Origin of the sequence: Vibrio ponticus (genome assembly GCF_009938225.1) — a bacterium.
In the GTDB taxonomy this organism is placed as follows: Bacteria; Pseudomonadota; Gammaproteobacteria; order Enterobacterales; family Vibrionaceae; genus Vibrio; species Vibrio ponticus.
In genome coordinates this window covers 628,297-648,702 of record NZ_AP019657.1, presented here as the reverse complement: position 1 = coordinate 648,702, position 20,406 = coordinate 628,297, and the positions used below count along the sequence as shown (strand labels likewise).

The 20,406-nt window shown below is 45.5% G+C and carries 20 protein-coding genes; 5 read left to right on the top strand and 15 right to left on the bottom strand.

The window, feature by feature from the left end:
- Positions 1-5: 5 nt before the first annotated feature.
- The 4 genes from apt to GZN30_RS02870 all read right to left on the bottom strand — a co-directional run bounded on the left by apt (position 6) and on the right by GZN30_RS02870 (position 2,498).
- Positions 6-551 carry an adenine phosphoribosyltransferase gene (gene apt, locus GZN30_RS02880; RefSeq protein WP_075649823.1) on the bottom strand — a complete coding sequence of 182 codons (546 nt, stop codon included), beginning with the start codon at positions 549-551 and terminating at the stop codon, positions 6-8.
- 146 nt (positions 552-697) lie between these two features.
- A complete protein-coding gene (locus GZN30_RS02875; protein ID WP_269472805.1) occupies positions 698-1,090 on the bottom strand; it encodes a YbaN family protein in 393 nt (130 codons plus the stop codon).
- 18 nt (positions 1,091-1,108) lie between these two features.
- Positions 1,109-1,240, bottom strand: coding sequence for a hypothetical protein (locus GZN30_RS21425; RefSeq protein ID WP_123782946.1), 132 nt, complete (start codon positions 1,238-1,240; stop codon positions 1,109-1,111).
- A gap of 154 nt (positions 1,241-1,394) precedes the next feature.
- Positions 1,395-2,498: a response regulator gene (locus tag GZN30_RS02870; protein ID WP_075649822.1), complete on the bottom strand. Its 1,104-nt coding sequence runs from the start codon at positions 2,496-2,498 to the stop codon at positions 1,395-1,397.
- Between the two features lie 299 nt (positions 2,499-2,797).
- On the opposite strand from GZN30_RS02870, the gene GZN30_RS02865 reads away from it, so the two are divergent.
- Positions 2,798-3,673, top strand: coding sequence for a LysR family transcriptional regulator (locus GZN30_RS02865; RefSeq protein ID WP_075649828.1), 876 nt, complete (start codon positions 2,798-2,800; stop codon positions 3,671-3,673).
- Positions 3,674-3,864: 191 nt separating this feature from the next.
- On the opposite strand, the gene GZN30_RS02860 is transcribed toward GZN30_RS02865, so the two are convergent.
- The 4 genes from GZN30_RS02860 to fadI all read right to left on the bottom strand — a co-directional run bounded on the left by GZN30_RS02860 (position 3,865) and on the right by fadI (position 9,421).
- Positions 3,865-4,413, bottom strand: coding sequence for an NAD(P)H nitroreductase (locus GZN30_RS02860; RefSeq protein ID WP_075649821.1), 549 nt, complete (start codon positions 4,411-4,413; stop codon positions 3,865-3,867).
- Positions 4,414-4,568: 155 nt separating this feature from the next.
- The gene (gene trpB, locus GZN30_RS02855; RefSeq protein ID WP_075649820.1) at positions 4,569-5,792 is read right to left on the bottom strand and encodes a tryptophan synthase subunit beta; all 1,224 of its coding nucleotides are present in this window, start codon (positions 5,790-5,792) and stop codon (positions 4,569-4,571) included.
- A 198-nt stretch (positions 5,793-5,990) separates the two neighbouring features.
- The gene (fadJ, locus tag GZN30_RS02850) at positions 5,991-8,114 is read right to left on the bottom strand and encodes a fatty acid oxidation complex subunit alpha FadJ (protein ID WP_075649819.1); all 2,124 of its coding nucleotides are present in this window, start codon (positions 8,112-8,114) and stop codon (positions 5,991-5,993) included.
- Positions 8,114-9,421 (bottom strand): acetyl-CoA C-acyltransferase FadI, encoded by a 1,308-nt coding sequence (gene fadI, locus GZN30_RS02845; RefSeq protein WP_075649818.1) that lies wholly within the window; start codon positions 9,419-9,421, stop codon positions 8,114-8,116. Before fadI ends, fadJ begins: the two co-directional genes overlap by 1 nt.
- Before the next feature lie 671 nt (positions 9,422-10,092).
- Here fadI and GZN30_RS02840 point away from each other — a divergent pair.
- The 4 genes from GZN30_RS02840 to GZN30_RS02825 all read left to right on the top strand — a co-directional run bounded on the left by GZN30_RS02840 (position 10,093) and on the right by GZN30_RS02825 (position 14,536).
- Entirely contained in the window at positions 10,093-10,599 is a 507-nt protein-coding gene (locus GZN30_RS02840; RefSeq protein ID WP_232060487.1) for a sigma-70 family RNA polymerase sigma factor, read from the top strand.
- A complete protein-coding gene (locus tag GZN30_RS02835; protein WP_075649816.1) occupies positions 10,592-11,323 on the top strand; it encodes a DUF3379 domain-containing protein in 732 nt (243 codons plus the stop codon). The genes GZN30_RS02840 and GZN30_RS02835 overlap by 8 nt, the downstream gene beginning before the upstream one ends.
- Before the next feature lie 240 nt (positions 11,324-11,563).
- Positions 11,564-12,886: an outer membrane protein transport protein gene (locus GZN30_RS02830; protein WP_075649815.1), complete on the top strand. Its 1,323-nt coding sequence runs from the start codon at positions 11,564-11,566 to the stop codon at positions 12,884-12,886.
- Between the two features lie 375 nt (positions 12,887-13,261).
- Positions 13,262-14,536, top strand: coding sequence for an outer membrane protein transport protein (locus GZN30_RS02825; protein ID WP_075649827.1), 1,275 nt, complete (start codon positions 13,262-13,264; stop codon positions 14,534-14,536).
- Between the two features lie 131 nt (positions 14,537-14,667).
- Here the strand turns inward: GZN30_RS02825 and GZN30_RS02820 are convergent, their stop codons facing one another.
- From GZN30_RS02820 to ccmD, 7 genes are all read right to left on the bottom strand, one after another.
- Positions 14,668-15,432, bottom strand: a complete 765-nt coding sequence (locus GZN30_RS02820; protein ID WP_075649814.1) for an MlaA family lipoprotein — start codon at positions 15,430-15,432, stop codon at positions 14,668-14,670.
- An 80-nt stretch (positions 15,433-15,512) separates the two neighbouring features.
- Positions 15,513-16,730 carry a c-type cytochrome biogenesis protein CcmI gene (gene ccmI / locus GZN30_RS02815; RefSeq protein WP_075649813.1) on the bottom strand — a complete coding sequence of 406 codons (1,218 nt, stop codon included), beginning with the start codon at positions 16,728-16,730 and terminating at the stop codon, positions 15,513-15,515.
- Positions 16,730-17,209 (bottom strand): cytochrome c-type biogenesis protein, encoded by a 480-nt coding sequence (locus GZN30_RS02810; protein ID WP_075649812.1) that lies wholly within the window; start codon positions 17,207-17,209, stop codon positions 16,730-16,732. Before GZN30_RS02810 ends, ccmI begins: the two co-directional genes overlap by 1 nt.
- On the bottom strand, positions 17,209-17,760 hold the full coding sequence (locus tag GZN30_RS02805) for a DsbE family thiol:disulfide interchange protein (RefSeq protein WP_075649811.1): 552 nt from the start codon (positions 17,758-17,760) through the stop codon (positions 17,209-17,211). Before GZN30_RS02805 ends, GZN30_RS02810 begins: the two co-directional genes overlap by 1 nt.
- Positions 17,761-19,719 (bottom strand): heme lyase CcmF/NrfE family subunit, encoded by a 1,959-nt coding sequence (locus GZN30_RS02800; protein WP_075649810.1) that lies wholly within the window; start codon positions 19,717-19,719, stop codon positions 17,761-17,763.
- Complete coding sequence (gene ccmE, locus GZN30_RS02795; RefSeq protein WP_075649809.1) at positions 19,716-20,201, bottom strand: cytochrome c maturation protein CcmE; 486 nt, start codon at positions 20,199-20,201, stop codon at positions 19,716-19,718. The genes GZN30_RS02800 and ccmE overlap by 4 nt, the downstream gene beginning before the upstream one ends.
- Positions 20,198-20,404: a heme exporter protein CcmD gene (gene ccmD / locus GZN30_RS02790; RefSeq protein WP_075649808.1), complete on the bottom strand. Its 207-nt coding sequence runs from the start codon at positions 20,402-20,404 to the stop codon at positions 20,198-20,200. The genes ccmE and ccmD overlap by 4 nt, the downstream gene beginning before the upstream one ends.
- Between the last annotated feature and the right edge of the window lie 2 nt (positions 20,405-20,406).

The window sequence follows — 20,406 nt, the reverse complement described above, 5'->3', positions numbered from 1 at the left end:
TCCGATTAGTGACCGTCGAACTCGCAGATGCTGTAAACATTCAGACCTAGTTTCTCTAGGCGCTTGTCACCACCGATTTCTGGTAGGTTGATAACGAATGCTGCGTGTTCCACTTCACCACCAAGTTGGCGGATAAGTTTAGTTGTTGCTTCAATGGTGCCGCCTGTTGCTAGTAGATCGTCGACTACTAGTACTTTGTCGCCTTCTTTGATGGCATCAACGTGGATTTCTAGTGTGTCTGTGCCGTATTCAAGATCGTAAGTTTGTGCAACTGTTTCACGTGGCAACTTACCTGGTTTACGTACAGGAACAAAGCCCACACCCAATTCTAGAGCCAGTGGCGCACCAAATAGGAAACCACGCGCTTCAGTACCAACAACTTTGGTAAAGCCCATCTCTTTGTATTTATCAACAAGTAGCTGGATAGTTGCTTGGTAAGCTTGCGCATCTTCTAGCAGACTGGTCACATCACGGAAAAGGATGCCTGGTTTTGGGTAGTCAGCAATGCTTTTGATGCTTGCTTTGATCAATGAGATTGTTTCAGTCGTCATAATTCTTTCTTAAGATTGGCTACGCAGTCGTAATCACTCTTGCTCACGACTTGCGAGTTAATTGTTTTCACCTATTCAAAGCTTAAAAAGCTTATGGTGAAAAAACAAACGCCCACTAAAATATGTGGGCACACTTCTCGCCAATCTTAGTGATTTTCTTCTTGGTCAGCAAGGTGCTCTATCACAGGCAAACGAATAAACCAGCTCAGCAACACCGCCAACATCACTGCTAGCATAATCTTTAACCAATCATGCGGCACGATATAGATAGAAAATGAAAAACTTGCCACCATCACGATAGCGCCACGCAATTTTACTTTTTGCGAAACAGCACGGTGTTGATGCCAATTAGAGATAATAGGACCAAATGTTGAGTGTTCGCTCAGCCAACGATGGAAACGTGGACTACTGCGCATAAAGCAAGCGCTAGCGAGAAGCACAAATGGTGTTGTGGGTAATACAGGTAGAAAGATGCCAAGGACACCTAAACACAAGCTGAGACCACCTATCAGGTTATACAACAAACGACGAATAACGATGGCTCAGCTCCAATTCAGTTAATAACCAGCGTAACCGTTAAAGACGCGAATCCATGTCAATGTTGCTGGTAAGGTTGGGATCAGTAGTACTGCGATAAACCCAAGGAAGTAAAAGATATTATAGGGCTCTTTAAAATCTTTGTCTGCCATTGCTCAATCTCAAATCTGTAAGGAAAAGATAAAAGTTTCAAATCGAAACAATCTTGTTATCGAATTGTATTCTTTTTGTTGAGTTTGGCACTATACATCAATATAGTGCCGACAAACACGGAGAGGAAATAGGGTTATTAACGAGGAAGAGCACTCAATTTTTAGAAACATCACTAATGTCGAGAGAAAAACTGCTGGTACCTAAACGGCTAGAATTGAGCGTACAACGACGACCAATTATCACATCACTGAGTCGTTGATTACGCAGTGCACGCTCACCAAGACGACGACCAGGTTCAGGTCGAATCGCACTGTCACTATTTGCAACTAAACTCACATCAAGTCCGGCAGGCAAAATACTCACCGTACCATCTACCGCATTAGCAATACCAAATACCGCATCAATTGGCGCGACACACTCAGTGCATGCCATCCCTTTCTCGATGATATCCACTAAGTCTCTCAAATTAGCGTTTTGTGACTTCAGCCCACGAACGTAATCGTGGAACAAGGCTCGCACCAGTAAAGTGGTTGCTGCGCCATGGCCGCTTTCCATATCAGAATCAATCAAATAGAAAACGAACTGTCCATTCATTACCCAAGCGTAATCAAACACCAAAGGCATCACTTCGGTCGATTGCAGCAAGCGATAGCTGCAACGCCAACTGCCTTGAGAGGTGTCTTTTTCTGGTAGCAAAGCTAAAAGAAAATCTTTTGCCGCAATAGGATGACTTTCAAGATAATCGAGATGCCAATGCAACTCCTGTTCTTCAGGTAGCTCGGCACCATCGACTCTAAACCATTGTGACGAGAAATCACGCTGATCGATAAGATGATTGTCAGCATCTTCTAGCGTACTCTCTATGGCATCGACCAAGTTATTTGGGTTGGAAATGGGTTTGGTAAGAAAGTCCTTAATACCGCATTTCACTACTTTGGCTACATCAGCAATGCTTTCTGTTGCCGAAACGACGATCATTGGTAAGGAAGGATAAGCAACACTCACCTCTTCAACGAACTCGACACCGTTTAGCACCGGCATAGACAAATCACACAGCACTAGATCAGGCTCTAGTTCACGCAGATGACGAAGCCCTTCTAATCCATCTTCAGCTTCGACAACCTCAAACCCTTGTGCTTCAAGGTAAGCACTGGTGATTCGGCGAAAAATAGGATCATCATCAACCAGCATAATACGTCTCTTTTGCGCAGAGACACTGCCTGCTGGCAACAGTCGCGCTTGTGAAATCTTATGCATGGTACAGCCTCTATATCTAAGTCATCAAAGACACTTTAACTATAGTCCGCCCGACATTACTCACCACTTAGACAGTTGAAGTTTGAGAGCCATCACACGAACTATGATTAGTTAAAAATAAAACTCTCATTACCTTAGTAGTGGAGACCGATTTATACAAACTGGAGAAATTTATGCAAATTTACATATTAGATATGCTAAAAATAACATAAGATCTCATTAGTTGTTGATGTGTCTCAATCTTTAACAGAGATGATCGATATAAATTAACCCGATTCGTAAAAAAATGTGTCCGAATGATGAAACTAGATGATTTAAACCTCTTTCGACTGGTTGTCGAAAATGGGAGCTACACTGCAACATCACGCAAAACAATGATTCCGGTTGCAACAATTACGCGACGTATTCAAGCGTTAGAAGACTCTCTGAACCTACGTTTACTGAATCGTCACGCACGCAAGCTATCATTGACCGAGGCTGGGGAACGCTTTTTCAACGAATGCTCACCTTTATTGCAACGTCTCTCCAATGTTACCGAAGAAATTTCTGACGAGTGCCGAGGTGCCGCGGGCAAGATTCGTATTTCATCCCCTTCGAATCTAACCAAGCGCATGATGATGCCAATGTTCAATGAGTTTATGCGTCAATTCCCTGACATCAGCATTGAACTGACCACCAGCAATCACGCTGATCAACTTGATCCTACTGAGTGGGATGTGATCTTCCGTGTAGGTCCGCAACGTGATTCGAGCTTAATCGCCCGCAAAATCAGTTCTGTAAAAGATATCTTGGTTGCAAGCCCTGACTATCTGCATCACCACCCTGCACCCGTTCACGCAGAAGAATTGCATAACCACCAACTGCTTAAAGGTCACCCATTATTAAAATGGCAACTGATCAATGAAAGCGGTGAAGTGGTTGTCAACAATGACAAAGGTCGCTTCCAAGCAAGCGCACTTAATGTGGTTCGCAGTGCATGTTCGGAAGGTTTGGGCATTACGCTAATGCCAGATGTGATGATCCGCGAGTTCATCGAAGATGGCAGCCTAGTACAAGTACTACGCGACTGGAGTGCCAACCCGCGCGACATTTACATGCTGTACAACCACAAAGATCACCTACCTGAGAAGGTACGCCTATTTATCGACTTTGTGATTGCCTACAACATTCACTAATCCTAAAAAAGCTTGGCTCAGCCAAGCTTTTTTCTTATCAACAAATGTTGGAGTGACTATGCGCTCTAAACTTTCGATTTCTGCCTTTCCGTCAGTGAGGCGATAGCCGAACGTTCCCGCATCCATATTCCGTATTCCGTATTCCGTATTCCGTATTCCGTAGCGAAGCGTTCCCGCTTCCGTTCCCTCCCCTACAGAAACTCAACAAACTTACTCAAATCACGCTCTGGCACTTTCATAGGGGTACAACCCGGCGTACCTAAATAAAGGAAGCCCACAATCTGATCTTCCCCTTCTAGGTTAAATGCTTGGTGTACTTTTTCGTGAAACATCCATTTACCTGAGCGCCAAAAGCCTTGGAAGCCTTGCGCAACTGCCGCCATTTGCATCGCGTGAGCCGCGCACCCAGCAGACAAATGCTGCTCAAACGCTGGTACTTTTTCATGGGCGGTAACTTTAGCAATCACGGTGATCACCATAGGGGCGCGAAACGGTGCGTTAGTCACTTTATCTAATACCGCTTGCTCACTGTTTTCAGCTTTAGCGGCTTCAAGCAAGATATCTGACAATTTTTGCAGCCCCGCACCTTGAGCAATCACAAAACGCCATGGCGTCAAACCACCATGGTCAGGCGCACGAAGACCAGCACGAATAATATTTTCTAACGCCTTACCTTCCGGAGCCGGCTCTGATAAACGCGCGATTGAGCGGCGATTAAGAAGTAAATCTAAAGCATCCATAACCATTCCTTACTAACTTTACTGTTTGTTTTTATTTATCTAGTTACCTAAACATAATAACCAACTGACAACATAGGGTGCAATTTCAGACATAAAAAAAGCTGGCACAGCACCAGCTTAGTTTTATTCGCCGTTATCTAGCTAAAAGATACCAATCAGATAAGCGACTCAATACCATATTGCTTACCGTAGTTTTCAACCACAAAGTCGATATCTTTATCACCGCGACCTGATAAGTTAAGCAAAATTGAGCCTTTCACGCCCTGCTTCGCCAGTTTCAGCGCATAAGCAACCGCATGTGAGGACTCAATAGCAGGAATAATCCCTTCGAGTCGCGACAGTTCAAAGAAGGCATCAATCGACTCTTTATCATCAGCCGTGCCGTACTGCACTCGTCCCAAATCTTTAAGGTAACTATGCTGAGGACCCACAGACGGGTAATCAAGACCACTGGCGACTGAATAGACTTCCTGCGGCTCGCCAGCGTCATCTTTCAACATGTAGGATTTAAAGCCATGCATGACGCCTGGTTCACCCAGGGTTAAAGTTGCAGCATGCTCGCCCACTTCAACCAATGAGCGTCCCGCAGGCTCAACACCATGAATCGCGACCTCTTGGTCGTCAAGGAATGCAGTAAACAACCCCATTGCATTTGAGCCACCACCAACACAAGCGACTAGGTTATCAGGCAATTTACCGGTCATCTCTTGGAACTGCTCGCGAGCTTCATTACCGATGATTGATTGGAAATCACGCACCATCATTGGGAATGGATGCGGCCCCACCACCGAGCCAATCGCATACAGTTGATTAATTGGATCTTTTAAGTACGCTTCAAACGCGGCATCGACTGCTTCTTTCAAGGTTTTACGCCCGTGAGTGGCAGGAATAACATTCGCGCCAAGAATACGCATGCGCACTACATTAGGGTGCTCTTTGGCGATATCGACTTCACCCATATAGATATCACACTCCAAGCCTACCAATGCTGCAGCCGTTGCTAACGCTACGCCATGTTGACCAGCGCCAGTTTCAGCAATGAGCTTCTGCTTGCCCATCTTCTTCGCCAGCAGAGCCTCACCGAGGCAGTGGTTGATTTTGTGCGCACCGGTATGGTTAAGATCTTCACGCTTTAAATAAATATCAACGCCATATTTGTTCGACAAGTTCTCCGCATGAAAAATGGGACTAGGGCGACCAACAAAATGCTTATACAGACGCGCCAGTTCTTTTTGAAACTCGGGATCTTGTCGGCACTCATTGTAAGCCGCTGTGATTTCATTCATCACCGTTTGCAGCTCTTCAGGAATAAAACTGCCGCCGTACTCGCCAAAGTAACCTTGAGCATCCGGTAAAGCATGATTGAATGTATTTTTCATGGGACTCCTTGTCCTATCCAACTAGTACGTGCAGTTATCTTATGGTTAAACCGTACAGCCGACAAACAACACAAGCCGCAATAGTTAGCAAACTCACATTTTTTAACAAAACTATAAACTTAGCGATATTTTATACAAAAAAGGTGGGCTATTGAGCCCACCGATGTTTTGTAATGATGATAACTAAATCAACTTAAGTTAAGACTCGCTGGAATAAAAAGATTCCCCAACGCTGGCACGAGTCAGTAGCCCGTCACACGGCGCAAAGCGATCGCCATATTTCGCGGCATGTTCATTCATCATTTCGACCAATTTCGCGATGCCAATTTGATCCATATAGCGGAATGGTCCACCTAAGAACGGCGGGAAACCAATACCAAAGATCGCGCCAATGTCACCATCACGTGGAGAGCGAATGATCCCCTCATCGAGACAGCGCACCGCTTCATTTAACATCGGCAAGATACAGCGCATGGCAATTTCCGCTTCGGCAAGTTTCGCTTCAGGCTTTAAGTTCAGTAGTTGATAAACCGTCTTATCAACTTTCTTCTCTTTACCTTTGTAAGTGTAAAACCCTTTGCCACTCTTACGTCCTTTACGCCCATCATTCAGTAACGTATCGAATACATCCGGACCTTGGAAACGTGGACCTAACTCTTTGACCAAAATAGGCATAATTTTCGCGCCAATATCTACACCAACTTCATCCAGTAGTGTGATTGGACCAACAGGGAAACCAGCATTTAACAAGGCATTGTCGAGTTGCTCAATCGGCTCACCCGTCAATAGAACCTGCGCCGCTTCGTTCATGTAAGGAGCAAGGATACGGTTAACATAGAAACCCGCTTGATCTTTTACTACGATTGGCGTTTTACCCTGTTTACGAGCAAGCTCTACCACCGTTGAAATGGTTTGATCGGACGTGCCCTCGTGCGGAATCACTTCCACCAATGGCATCTTTTCTACCGGGCTAAAGTAGTGCAAACCGACAACATTCTCTGGTCTTGCCGCTTTTTCAGCAATTTGTCCAATTGGCAAAGACGAGGTGTTAGTAGCAAAAATGGTTTCCGCTTTGGCATGTTGCTCAATGTCTGCCACCATTTGTTGCTTAAGGTTGAGATCTTCAAATACCGCTTCAATCACCACGTCTAACTGGTTAAAAGTGGTGAAATCCGTACCGCCCGAGATCTGGTTCATCTTAGCTTGCAACTGCGCTTTGCTGACAATGCGGCGTTTGCGCTGTTTATCAAACAGCTTGAAGTTGTAATTGAGTGCGTTCAGTACGCCATCATTACTCACATCTTTAATTCGCACCGGTACCTTGGCTTTCGCCACCGAAACATGCGCGATACCCGCGCCCATTAGACCGCCGCCAAGTACACCGACACGCTTAACCACAAGTGGCTCAGCATCTCCACCGTGCTCTTTTTTCATCTCAGTGGTGGCAAAGAAAATCGAACGCAACGCTTTTGATTCTGGCGTCATCACCAGCTCACCAAAGCGTTTCGCTTCATATTCTAAACCTTTGCTTAAGCCCTTCTCTAAACCATAGCGAATCACATCTAAAATAGCTGTGGTTGCCGGATAGTTACCCCGTGCTTTCTGCTCAGTTTTCTTTGCCGCTTGTTCAAAGATGACTTTGCGCCCTAATCCGGTATTCGCCATCAACTTCTCTTTGGTTGAGGCTTTGTGTTTTGCTTTCTTGTTTTTCTCAAGCAGTTGCTTAGCCACATCGAGTAAGATTGTTTGCGGTACGCAAGCATCCACCACACCCAGCTTTTTGGCTTTCTTGGCGCGCAGCTGCTTACCAGTTAGGATCATATCAAGCGATGGCAGTAAACCAATCAAACGTGGCAGACGCTGAGTACCGCCTGAGCCCGGTAACAGGCCCAATTGTACTTCTGGCAAACCAATGCGAGTTTTATCGTCGTCACTACAGACTCGATAATCACACGCCAGTGCGAGCTCCAATCCCCCTCCTAAACAAGGACCGTGAATTGCCGCAACGACCGGAAAAGGCAAGTCCGCCAGCTTTTGGAACATCTCTTGTCCCTTTTGCGCTAATGCTTGCGCTTCTTCACTGGTGCGACACGCATCCAACATGCGTACATCAGCACCAGCGACGAAGTTATCTGGCTTACCAGAATGAAGAATTAACCCTTTAATGGTTGATTTATCTTGTTCAATTTCAGCGAACACTTGCTCCATATCCGAGGCAAATGCCGCTTGTAGTGTGTTCATCTTTTCATTTGGAACATCAATGCACAGCCATGCGATCTTCTGTTCATCAATGGTTAGATTGAATGCTTTAGTATCCGTCATTACTCAACCTCCAAAATCATCGCCGCGCCCAAACCACCAGCAGCACAAGCGGTATTCAATGCTAAACCGCCGCCACGACGTTTTAACTCGTGCAAGGTTTGCGTCATCATCCGCGCACCTGTTGCCGCAAACGGGTGACCATAAGCAATGGAGCCGCCCAATACATTGAACTTGTCCATATCGATTTCACCAATCGCTTTGCTTCGCCCAAGTTTCTCTTGGGCAAACTTATCGCTAGCGAACATCTTCACATTCGAGAGTGCTTGAGCGGCAAAGGCTTCATGCATGTCGATTAAAGTTAAATCGTTGAGACTGATACCGGCACGATCAAGTGCGATTGGCGTCGCGTAAGAAGGTCCCATCAGCATATCTTTCTCAACGCCAATCGCTGAGAAAGCGTAAGAGCGAATGTAACCAAGGATATCTAAACCTAACTCTTTCGCTTTACCTTCGCGCATTAACATCACCGCCGCAGCACCATCGGTTAACGGGGTACTGTTTGCGGCGGTTACACTGCCGTATTGACGATCGAAAGCAGGTCGCAGTTTGGCGTAGCTTTCTAAAGTTGAGTCGTGACGGATATTGTTGTCTTCCGCCAACCACTTTTTGTAAGGTTCAGGGAATGCCGTCATCACCTCTGCGGAAATCTTACCCTCTTTCCAAGCTTGTGAAGCCAGCGTATGAGAGCGGTGAGCAAGCGCGTCTTGTTCTGCGCGTGTAATGCCGTGACTTTTCGCCATCTGTTCTGCAGTTTGCCCCATCGACAATCCAGTGGAGTACTCTGCAACCGCAGGTGGCACTGGCATGAGGTCTTTCAATGATAGGTTTTTAATAATGTTGAGCTTTTGCGACATGGTTTTGGCTTTACTTAGCGCTAATAAGTTTGCCGCGAGCTTTTTAGAAACGCCGATAGGCAGTACTGATGAAGAGTCCGCTCCCCCTGCGATCCCGACATCAATGGTGCCTGCCATGATGCTTTCTGCCACGTTTACCGCCGCTTGAAAACTGGTCGCGCAAGCACGAGTCACACTGTAAGCGTCAGTATGGATGTTCATTCCAGTACCCAAAACAATTTCGCGTGCAATGTTTGGTGCCTCTGGCATCTGAACCACCTGACCAAACACCACTTGCTCAATCAATTTAGGATCAATATCTGTTCGCGTCAGCATTTCGCTAACCACCATTTTGCCTAAATCAACCGCAGGTACTTGGCTAAATTCGGTACTCTGCCTAGCAAATGGCGTACGCAACCCCGCTACGATGGCAACTCGTTCTCCTGAGCGAGTAGTCACTTCCTGCTTGCCCATTGTTTCTCCTTTGTTATAAGAGGTCTGACCAGAATTATTGTAACCAGTTTGTTAATTAATTCAAACGCTCGTTTAATTAAACGTGATGTACTGTAAGTAAATATAGCTAAGTTGATGAATAATAAGGTTGTCGCAGAGTAGAATTACACTATAGTTAACGCAGGATTGTTTCGAACACAAGGTTGATGTCTTAGTGACGGCAGTGTGTGACAAATATCGGCTAGATGAAAGAGGAATGACAGGCAAAAAAAAACCACACGAAACTGTGTGGTCGGAATGTATAAAGCAATTAACTCACGCCAATTGAAAATAATCAGTTTCCTGATTAGGAGAAAGTAAAGTCAGCCTTCAAAAGGAAGTGTCATCTTGCTCAACTGTTAGTGCAAGCACTAACTAGATGACAAGATGTACTATAACCGCTCAGTTATGATCTTTTTTGAAATAGATCAATTTTTATTGCGATTTCTGACTCTATCACTCAGGTAATTGTTTTGAGCTGGCAAAACACGCCAATTTATGACGGTTTTATTACAGAATTACGTAATTTATAGACCATTTGCGCAAACTAACTGTGGTTCTCATCACATGAGATAACTGGCAATGGGAGGCTTTTCGTGGCCATCTTAGATTTTTTTGGAAAGAAAAAGTCCAAACGTCCGGTCGACTCTGATATGGACAGACAAAGAAAATATGAAGCGCTGGTTCGAGCCTATCATCGCGATCTTTACCGCTACGCCTACTGGCTATGTAAAGATCCAACGATTGCTGAAGACCTAGTGCAGGAAACTTGCTTACGAGCATGGAAATCTCTCGACAGCTTGCAGGATGATAAAGCCGCTAAGTCATGGCTGATTACCATTTTGCGTCGAGAGAATGCCCGCCGCTTTGAGCGTAAACAATTTGATTTGGTTGATATCGACGATCACGCTAACGAGGCGAGAGTCAGCGATGATTCACATCACCAGTCAGAATGGATTCACGCCCAAATCATGAAGCTTGAAGTCGACTATCGCGAGCCGCTGTTTCTACAAGTAGTGGGTGGATTTAGCGGCGATGAAATTGGTGAAATATTAGAGTTAAACAAAAATACCGTAATGACGCGGCTATTTAGAGCAAGGAACCAACTCAAAGAGATGTTGGAGTCCGAAGAGCAACATAAAGGAGCGCACAATGGATGAGTTAGAATTCCGTCGTCGTATTATGTCTGACCCTAAAGAGCGGGACAGTGACATTCTCGATGCGATGCGTACCAATGACAACAACAGTAAGTTTGCCGAAGAACTCTTAGATCTCGACAGCCGCATAGCTAAGGCTATGAATGTTGAGGTGCCAGAAGATCTCGCTGACCGAATTTTGTTTAATCAGAGTTCGCACAGCCAAAGCAATGTAGTGAGACCGAACTTTATCAAGCGCAGCATGGCGATGGCCGCTTCGGTTGCATTTGTTGTGGGATTGCTGGTCGGTCAAATCAACTGGGGCAATATTGTGGTCGCCCCCGCACAAGCGAGTATCGCCGATACTGCGATTGAACATGTGATGGCTGAAAAGCCGTTTATTGCCAACTTAGACGAAAAGGTTAACACCGCACAGATCAACGCCAAGATGGCGCCTTTTACTCACGAACTGAGTAAACAGTTTCCTTACCACGTCTATTACCTTAACCACTGTGGTTTTGGAGAAGCTAACGCGCTGCATATGGTGTTTGAAGGCGAAAAAGGCAAGGTCACACTATTTATGACGAGCATGCCTTCTGATGGCGTAGTCGATTTCCAAAAACAAGGCATGGATGGCGTGGTTGAGCCGGTCGGCAATAACAGTATGGTGATTGTGGGCGAAAAGGGTGAAAACGTCACTAAGATCGCCGATTCAATCAAACAACTTATCCAACCAGTTGCTATCTAACTGAATGAGCTTCGGTAATCCTCCGAGGCTCTTTTTTCACCACAAAATTAGAGCATAAACTCTAAAAAGACGACTTTTACAGCATTTTCCTGCCTGATCACCGATATTTCCGCAATTTTATCATCAAATTAGACAATGGTCGGATTTCTATATTCTATACTTCGGCTTAGGATCAGCCCCAACTGAGCAAAAGCTCAAAAAACAGCGCCCATAAGAGGCGACTAAAAAGGAAAAAGCACAATGAATAAAACGCGTCTGTTTAAAAAGACACTGTTAGCAGTGACCGTTTCAACAGTTACACTAGCATCGCAACAAGCTCTCGCCGCTGGTTTCCAGCTTAACGCACAATCTGCAACAGGTATCGGCCGTGCATTCGCTGGTGACGCAGTAATTGCTGATAACGCATCAGTAATGGCTCGTAACCCTGCTGCAATGGCTCTATTTGATAAAACTGAGTTTTCTATTGGTTTTGAAAGCATCACTTCAATGATTGAAGTTAAAGATGCGGAGTACCGCAGCGCAGGCTTAGCAGCAGGACCTTCAATTGTTACAAATAAAACCGATGTCCCAGATACCGATGATGTAGGCGCGACGTCAATTGCACCAAATATTCACCTTATTGTTCCTGTTAATGACAAATTTGCCTGGGGTGTAAACGCGTACTCTAACTTTGGTACTAAAACCGAATTTTCTGACGACTATATCGCTTCAGAATACGGCGGTTTGACTGATGTTAAGAGCTTTAACTTTGGTCTCGCAGGTTCATACCGCCTGAATGAGCAATGGAGCTTTGGTGCGGGTTTAGATCTAATCTATGGTCAAGGCACAATGAAACGTACTGGTAGTGATCTGCTGCTAAGTGGCGCAGGAGAAGATCTACTAAACGTTGATAAAGCAGATGGTTTCGCATTCGGCTTTAATGTAGGTACGGTTTACGAACTCGATGAAAATAATCGCTTTGGCTTCTCTTACCGCTATAGCCCAGAATTTGAAGCAGAAGACGATAAAGGTCAAAAGATCACTTTACCACTACCAGATATGGCAGAGTTCTCAGGCTACCACAAAATCGAAGATACTAAATTTGCGGTACACTACTCTATCCAATACATTGGTTGGGGTGCATTCGATAAAATTAAATTCCGTAATCTTGACGAAAACGCTTCACCTGTTGGCAATGACTCAGGCGGTTCTTACGACAAACAATACAAATGGCAAGATGGTTGGCACTACGCGATTGGTGGTACTTACTACCTAAACAATGACTGGACACTACGTGCAGGTTACATGTATGACACCAGCGCACAAGACAGTTTAACTTCTATCTCTGTACCAGACTCTGACCGCCAATGGTTCTCGACTGGCTTCACTTACCACATTGATAACAGTTCAAATATCGACTTTGGCTTTACTTACCTATTAGGTGATGATGTTAAAGTTGATGAATCAACACCTGTTGATCTGCCTGCATTCTTAGGCGGAGCTACAATTGAAGGCTCAGGTATCTCAGCTACAACTCGCGCTAACGCGATCCTAGTTGGTCTACAATACAGCCGCAGCTTCTAATCGCTAACGCTAACTAATTTCCAAGGGCTGGTTTACCAGCCCTTTTTGTTGCCTTGTCCTAAATTCCGTATTCCGTATTCCGTAGCGAAGCGTTCCCACTTATTCTCAACTCCCCATCGCTTTATAAACTTTCAGCGCACACACGAACACTCATTTCTAGAGTACAGTTGTAAAATTTTTTCGAAATTTAGCGATACACGCGTTAGCTGAAACAAGAAGTGGTCATACCACTTTTCTGGTTTTTAATTCCTTTAAATTTCAATTTATTAGAATTTAACTCCAAAAATGCCATTTGGTGTGTTTTTTATTTTTAAAGCTTTTACTCTAAATTTAACATTCACGCTCTCACGAAAAACATATTCAGCGAACATTACAATGAAAACAAACAAGTCTCTCCTATCACTTGCAGTGGCATGTGGTTTAATGTCAGCTTCAGCAACAGTAAACGCAGCGGGTTTCCAGCTAGCAGAATACTCAGCAACAGGTCTTGGCCGCGCATACGCAGGCGAAGCAGCAATGGCTGATAACGCAAGCTCACAATGGCGCAACCCAGCGCTTCTAACTTACCTAGAAGGGACTCAAGTTTCTGTTGGCGCTATCTATGTTGACCCGAATATTGATATTGAAGGCACATCTAAGTACTTCACAGAGCACGATGCAAAATCTAAAGACTTTGCCCATGATGCGGTAATTCCCAACTTTTATGTTTCGCACAAATACAACGACAAGTTTGCACTAGGTTTTGCTCTTGGTACTAACTACGGCATGGAAACTGATTTAGGCACAGACTTCGCGGCTGCTAACCATGGTAATGAAGCAAGCATCATCACTAAAGAGGCAAACCTAAACGCAGCATATCAAATTACTCCAGCAGTAAGTCTGGGTGGTGGTTTACGTATCGTACAAGCTGAAGGTAGCTTTGGCGCTGTTGCTTCTGAGCATTCTGCAATCTTTGCTGGTGACACTCTAAAATACATGGAAGGTGATGACACCGCATTTGGTTGGCAAGTTGGTACAGTTTGGCAAGTTAACGATGCTAACCGCATTGGCTTCACTTATAAGTCAGAAGTAGCACTCACCCTTGAAGGCTTCGCTAAAGGTCGTGGTTTTAACCGAGCAGACCCACATGCACATAAGAATGGTGCAATGAACTTAGATTTGCCAGCAACTGCAGAACTTGCAACCTACCACCAATTAACTGATAAGGTTGCTGTTCATACCAGTATTAACTGGACTGATTGGAGCAGTTTCAAAGAATTAGTAGCCGACTTCCCTAATGAAGAAAGCGTACTCATCAAAGAAGAGAACTGGGAAGATAACTATCGTTTCGCTGTAGGTTCAACCTACCAATACAGCAATAAACTGCAACTTCGCACCGGTGTTGCTTACGATACTTCAGCAGTTAGTAACGAACACCGCACAGCGACGATTCCAGAGACAGACCGCCTATGGCTGAGCATTGGTGCTGGCTACCAGTGGTCAGAGCAATTAAGTCTAGATGCTGGCTTTACTTATATCATGGCGAAAGATGCAACAATGCATGAAAGCGACAGTAAACCATTAGGTGCTGATACTTTCGGTGGTTCATTCGAAGGTGAAGTAACTGGCAGCATCTGGTTAGTTGGTGTGCAAGCGAACTACACATTCTAATTTAGTTGGCTCACTAATTAAACTTTAGTCGTATTAGCTGACTCGCGAATAGCAAAAAGGCTTGGGTTTCCAAGCCTTTTCTACATCTAAACTATCTACATCTAAACCAATTGAAGTTCACTCAAGCGGGTTTACAGCTCATCAAGATACTCATCCAAGTAAGCTTCTTCATCGTGGTCGACCTCTTCAGCTTGAGTTTCAATTTCTGCTTTAAAGTCTTGATGCTGAATGTATACGTCACGCGTTAATGCGTATGGATCTGGTGAGTTTTCTAACATGGCTTCTTGATTGACCAATGTTGCACGAGTCTCCATCCCTTCAAACGCCCACTTACCAAGCCCAGCCCAGAAATTAAGCAGTGAAAGAGGTACATACATGCCATCAGCGAAATCGGCGGTTTCGCGCACTGTCCAAGGTCCATACCCCGGAACCATTACGTAAGGACCGTTACCAACACCGTAGTGACCAATCGCGTCACCCAGCGCTTTCGAGCCATGGTTAGTGATTCCCGCGTCAGAAGCGATATCAATAAAGCCTAACAGACCAAACGTAGTGTTAATCCAAAAACGGTTAAAGTGATCTAACGCTTTACCACCATTACCCATGATTAGGTTGTTGACCATACTGGATGGTTCATCAAGGTTGGCGAGAAAGTTAGCAATACCAATTCGTACTGGGCGTGGAGTGTAACCCACATAAGCAAGAGAAACTGGGCGTACGATATAAGGATCAAGATAGTCGTAGTTCACATCCCACATGGTGCGGTTAAAGCTTTCAAATGGGTCGTTAACATTGGAGATAGAGGTTTCAGACTCATCGTCTGGTGCACTTGAACACCCCGCTAAAAGCAGTATCGATAACAGTGACGTCCATACCTTTGAGTTAAGGCTCTTCATTATAATTATTTCCATGAAAAAGGCCGGTGAATGACCGGCCTTAGTTTACTGAGATTTGATGCGTATTAACAACAGTTAGTTTAATACTGCTCGTTTACGATAACCTCAACCGCTTCTCCCATTTTAGCGGCTGAACTCTCACCGTACCAGTCGCCTTCTTTGGTTGCAACGTTGCCGTCGTTATCTACGCGTACACGCACCATGTAATCTTCAAGTTGAGAGAGCTTCTGCCCTTGCATCATACTGTTGCCATCATCCAACACCACTGTGCGAGGGAACGTACCCAATGGGTAACGCGCAGCCGCCACAGGCATTGGTGAGCCATCTGCGTTGTGTACAGAGACAATCAACGCCGCGTCTGGATTAGCATTTACCTGCTCACCAAGATCGATGGTTACCGACACGGATTTTCCATTCGCACCAGTCACGCCCAACTGTTTCTGAGCATTCTCAATACTGCGACCTAGCATTTCGTAGCGTTCGTCTTGCGGGCCAATCATCTGCTGCATAATGCTCCAGTAACGGATCGCCGCGGCAAAATCTTTACGCTCGTAAGCATCAAAAGCCAGAAGCGAGAACACGCGAACGTCCATAAAGTTGCGCTGCACCAGCTTACCTAGCGTTGAACGCGCGGTATCTTGGTCAACTTCGTCTTGCGAAAGCATCAGCGCCTGAGCCAACCCAAGCATGATATCTGGATCGTCAGATTTCAGGCGGTAAGCTTTGTTCATCGCACCAATGGCAGTATCGATATCACGATTTGCCAGAGCAATACGACCAAGTAGTAACCAGCCGGTCGCATCACTTGGTTCGTAGTGAAGACGAGTACGTAGCGCCAGCGTCAGATCCTGCATTTCGTCATCACTTAGCGCAGCACCTTCTGGTGACATTAGTTTCTTCGACAACGCCGGTAGATTAGACGTCACTTGTTGCCACTGCTGAACATCATCTGCAGCACCAAATTTAGCGTACAAACCGTAACTCAAGGCGACTGTAAGCAGCACAGATGGAATAATCACCGCCCAAGGGTTGAGTTGTGCGCTCTCTTCTTGCTGATTGTCGCTAGGAATATCATCCAGTAGTGATTGTTTAAGATCATCAATCAGCTCTTGCTGGTTAACCACCAAGCCTTCTTCATCTTCTTCTTGAAGCTCAGAAAGACGATCTTTATACAGCGCTTTGTTGAGTTCATCACGTAGCGCAGCGTCATTGTTCGCTTTCTTTTTTACAAAAGGCAGAGCAATAAACACCGCACTTATCGCGATTAGAACGATTGAAGCAATCCAAAATAGAGTCATTACTGCTTATCTCCGTCGTTCTTCTCTTCATCGAGTAGCGCTTTTAGACGCTGTTCTTTATCTTGATCCCATTTGTCGTCTTTCGCGATCTGTTTGCTCTTACGGCTACGCACGACAATCACGCCAAAACCAAGCAATACCACAGCCAGAGGACCTAACCAAAGGATAGAAGTGGCTAGAGTAAATGGCGGATTGTAAGTGACGAAATTACCGTAGCGAGCAATCATGTAATCAACGATTTCGTCTTTTGATTTACCCTCTTTGGTCATCTCATACACTTTATGACGCAGGTCTTGTGCCAGTTCAGCGTTTGAGTCGGCAATGGTGTTGTTCTGACATTTCGGACAACGCAAAGTGTTGCCAAGCTCTTTAAACTGCTGCTCTTGCTGCAGAGTTTCGAACTCGTACACCTCGATGGTGGCATGCGCCGCCATCGAAAATGTCATTGCTGCGAATAATGCAATAATCCACTTTTTCATTATTTCGCCTCCGCTACCATTTCGCGATACATTGGCTCTAGCTTCTCTTTCCAGTTACGTGGGTTTACATCTCCCACATGGCGATAACGAATGATGCCGTTAGCGTCGATTAAGAAAGTTTCTGGTGCGCCATAAACGCCCAAATCAAGACCCAACATACCATTACCATCAAATAGGCTGATCAGGTATGGGTTGCCTAGATCGTTTAGCCAGCCAACCGCTTTGTCACGTTGGTCTTTGTAGTTAAGACCAATGATTTTTACGCCTTCGTTCGCCAGTTCATTTAAGTACTGGTGCTCTGCATAACAGGTTGGACACCACGTCGCCCAAACGTTCAGCAGCAGCGGCTCACCTTTAAAGATCGCTTGATCGTAAAGTTTGCCTGGTTCAGCTAAATCTTCCAAACGGAACTCTGGGACATGCTTACCCACCAACACTGACTCGAGTTTGGTTGGGTCGTCACCTTCAGAGTTACGTACTAGCTGGGTCATAAATACTGCCACTAGACCGAGAAATATCACTAGTGGAATAAACAAAAGTTTCTTGTTCATTTATGCCTCCTGCTTCTTAGCTTTCTTTCTAAAGCGGTAACGTTTGTCGCTGATCGCGAGCGCACCACCTAGAGACATGATAATTGAGCCAGCCCAAATCCAGTTTACGAATGGTTTGTAGTAAATACGTACCGCCCAAGATTTGTTGTCATCTAGACGATCACCCATCGCCACGTATAGGTCACGAGTAAAGCTGCGATCAATCGCCGCTTCAGTCATCATCGAACGTGCGGTGCGGTAGAAACGTTTTTCTGCATGCAGAGTATTGATGTATTTACCATCTAGCGTGATTTCAAAATCGGCAATGTAACCATCGTAGTTAGGACCGTCTTTGTCACGCACACCTGAGAAGTAGAAGTTGTACTCTTCAAGTTGGAAGTTATCGCCCGGCGCTAGACGTACATCACGCTCAATACTGTGCGTTTGTACCATTGCGATACCAATGATAGAGACAGCAAGACCAATGTGACCAAGCATCATCGCCCAGTGACTACGTGGTAGTTTAAAGATGCCGCCAAAGAAACTGTGGCGGTGCGTCGCACGCTCGTGCAGTTCATAGCAGTGCATCACAACAATCCACATCGCCATTAACCAACCTAGGTAGGTCATAAAGACGAAGTAATCTGAGAAGATCCAGTTCAGTAGACCCGCGAGGACAATTGAGATAACGCCCGACACTAGCATTGGTTTGGCTAGATCAGATAGGTTGTCACGTTTCCAACGGATCAGTGGACCAATACCCAATACAAATGAGAATGGGATCATTAGCCATGCGAATAGCATATCGAAGAATGGTGCACCGATAGAGACCGAGCCTAGACCGATTTGTTTGTGCACAAGTGGTAGCAGCGTACCAACGAGCACCACAACCAGTGCCGCCATTAGCAGGATGTTGTTCGCCAATAGTGCATTTTCACGTGATACCAATTCAAAGTTACCACGCGCACGCACGGTTGCGCCTTTAACAGCAAATAGCAGTAGTGAACCACCGATAACAAATACGAGGAAGCCTAGGATAAACATACCGCGCGATGGATCTGAAGCAAACGCGTGCACGGAAACTAGGATGCCTGAACGAACTAGGAAGGTACCCAGCAAGCTTAATGAGAACGCTGAAATCGCCAGTAATACTGTCCACGCTTTAAAGGTACCGCGTTTTTCGGTTACCGCTAATGAGTGCATTAGCGCTGTACCCGCTAGCCAAGGCATAAATGATGCGTTTTCTACTGGATCCCAGAACCACCAGCCACCCCAGCCAAGCTCGTAGTAAGCCCACCAAGAGCCTAGTGCGATACCTAGCGTTAGGAATAACCATGCTGCGGTTGTCCAAGGACGAGACCAACGAGCCCAAGCCGTATCAAGACGACCAGTCATCAGCGATGCAATCGCAAACGAGAAGGCTACCGAGAATCCAACATAACCCATGTAAAGCATAGGTGGGTGGATGATCAAGCCCGGGTCTTGCAGTAGTGGGTTTAAGTCACGACCATCAACTGGGAAGAACGGCAGTGTGCGCAGGAACGGGTTAGACGTAAGGATGATGAACAGTAGGAAGCCCACACTGATCATACCCATTACCGCTAACACACGCGCAACCGATTCTTGAGGCATACCGCGACTAAAGGTTGCCACCGCGACTGTCCACGCAGCTTGGATAAGTACCCAAAGCAGTAGTGAACCTTCATGCGCACCCCAAACCGCGGTTAAGCGGTAATACCAAGGCAACTGAGTATTAGAGTTGCTAGCAACGTAGTTGAGGGTAAAGTCGTTGGTGTAAAATGCCCACAATAGAATCGCGAACGATAGCGCAAGCAGTAAGAACATCGCCCAAGAAAGAGGACGAGCAGTGTTCATTAATACGGTGTTATTCTTGGAAGCACCTACCAAAGGCAGGATACTCAGCAGCACTGCCATCGCAAGCGAGACGATCAGTGCAAAGTGGCCGATTTCTGCAATCATTGACTGCTTCCTTGTTTCTGTTGTTCAGAGTACTCAAGTGGCGTGTGCGATTTTTCCATCGCTTCAGCAATTTCAGGTGGCATGTATTCTTCATCATGCTTCGCCAAAACTTCGAACGCTTCTACGGTGGTCGGATCAACCAATACGCCTTGAGCAACGATGCCCTGACCTTCACGGAAAAGGTCTGGAAGAATACCGTCGTAAACAACGGTCACGTTAGGACCAACATCGTGCAGTTGGAATGATACGCGTAGAGACTCAGAATCACGCTTAACCGAACCCACGGTAACCATGCCACCAATGCGAAGACGTTGACCGACTTCGGGCTTAGTACCATCTGGTTTGCCTTGTACTAACTCAGTTGGAGTGTAGAACAAGTCCATATTTTGCCCTAATGCATAAATCATCAGACCAATCGTTGAGCCGATACCAAGGAAAATGGCTAGAACAATTGCGAGCCTCTTTTTACGTCTTGGGTTCATAGAGTGTTCTCCATATTCTTAGCTGCATCAATACGTGCTTGACGAGCCACTTTATTCTGAACTTCGTTCAGTAGCGCTTTGTGACGACGCACGCTGCTAATTAGCAAAGCGATCATCACGAAAAAAGTAATGCCGAACGCACTCCACACATAACCTGCGTAGCCGCCCATAGCAAAAAAATCACTCAAAGATTCAAAATGCATGC

Coding starts and splice junctions, on each gene's coding strand:
- apt (WP_075649823.1), bottom strand. CDS start 551: ATGACGACTGAAACAATCTCATTGATCAAAGCAAGCATCAAAAGCATT.
- GZN30_RS21425 (WP_123782946.1), bottom strand. CDS start 1,240: ATGGCAGACAAAGATTTTAAAGAGCCCTATAATATCTTTTACTTCCTT.
- GZN30_RS02870 (WP_075649822.1), bottom strand. CDS start 2,498: ATGCATAAGATTTCACAAGCGCGACTGTTGCCAGCAGGCAGTGTCTCT.
- GZN30_RS02865 (WP_075649828.1), top strand. CDS start 2,798: ATGAAACTAGATGATTTAAACCTCTTTCGACTGGTTGTCGAAAATGGG.
- GZN30_RS02860 (WP_075649821.1), bottom strand. CDS start 4,413: ATGGATGCTTTAGATTTACTTCTTAATCGCCGCTCAATCGCGCGTTTA.
- trpB (WP_075649820.1), bottom strand. CDS start 5,792: ATGAAAAATACATTCAATCATGCTTTACCGGATGCTCAAGGTTACTTT.
- fadJ (WP_075649819.1), bottom strand. CDS start 8,114: ATGACGGATACTAAAGCATTCAATCTAACCATTGATGAACAGAAGATC.
- fadI (WP_075649818.1), bottom strand. CDS start 9,421: ATGGGCAAGCAGGAAGTGACTACTCGCTCAGGAGAACGAGTTGCCATC.
- GZN30_RS02840 (WP_232060487.1), top strand. CDS start 10,093: ATGGACAGACAAAGAAAATATGAAGCGCTGGTTCGAGCCTATCATCGC.
- GZN30_RS02835 (WP_075649816.1), top strand. CDS start 10,592: ATGGATGAGTTAGAATTCCGTCGTCGTATTATGTCTGACCCTAAAGAG.
- GZN30_RS02830 (WP_075649815.1), top strand. CDS start 11,564: ATGAATAAAACGCGTCTGTTTAAAAAGACACTGTTAGCAGTGACCGTT.
- GZN30_RS02825 (WP_075649827.1), top strand. CDS start 13,262: ATGAAAACAAACAAGTCTCTCCTATCACTTGCAGTGGCATGTGGTTTA.
- GZN30_RS02820 (WP_075649814.1), bottom strand. CDS start 15,432: ATGAAGAGCCTTAACTCAAAGGTATGGACGTCACTGTTATCGATACTG.
- ccmI (WP_075649813.1), bottom strand. CDS start 16,730: ATGACTCTATTTTGGATTGCTTCAATCGTTCTAATCGCGATAAGTGCG.
- GZN30_RS02810 (WP_075649812.1), bottom strand. CDS start 17,209: ATGAAAAAGTGGATTATTGCATTATTCGCAGCAATGACATTTTCGATG.
- GZN30_RS02805 (WP_075649811.1), bottom strand. CDS start 17,760: ATGAACAAGAAACTTTTGTTTATTCCACTAGTGATATTTCTCGGTCTA.
- GZN30_RS02800 (WP_075649810.1), bottom strand. CDS start 19,719: ATGATTGCAGAAATCGGCCACTTTGCACTGATCGTCTCGCTTGCGATG.
- ccmE (WP_075649809.1), bottom strand. CDS start 20,201: ATGAACCCAAGACGTAAAAAGAGGCTCGCAATTGTTCTAGCCATTTTC.
- ccmD (WP_075649808.1), bottom strand. CDS start 20,404: ATGCATTTTGAATCTTTGAGTGATTTTTTTGCTATGGGCGGCTACGCA.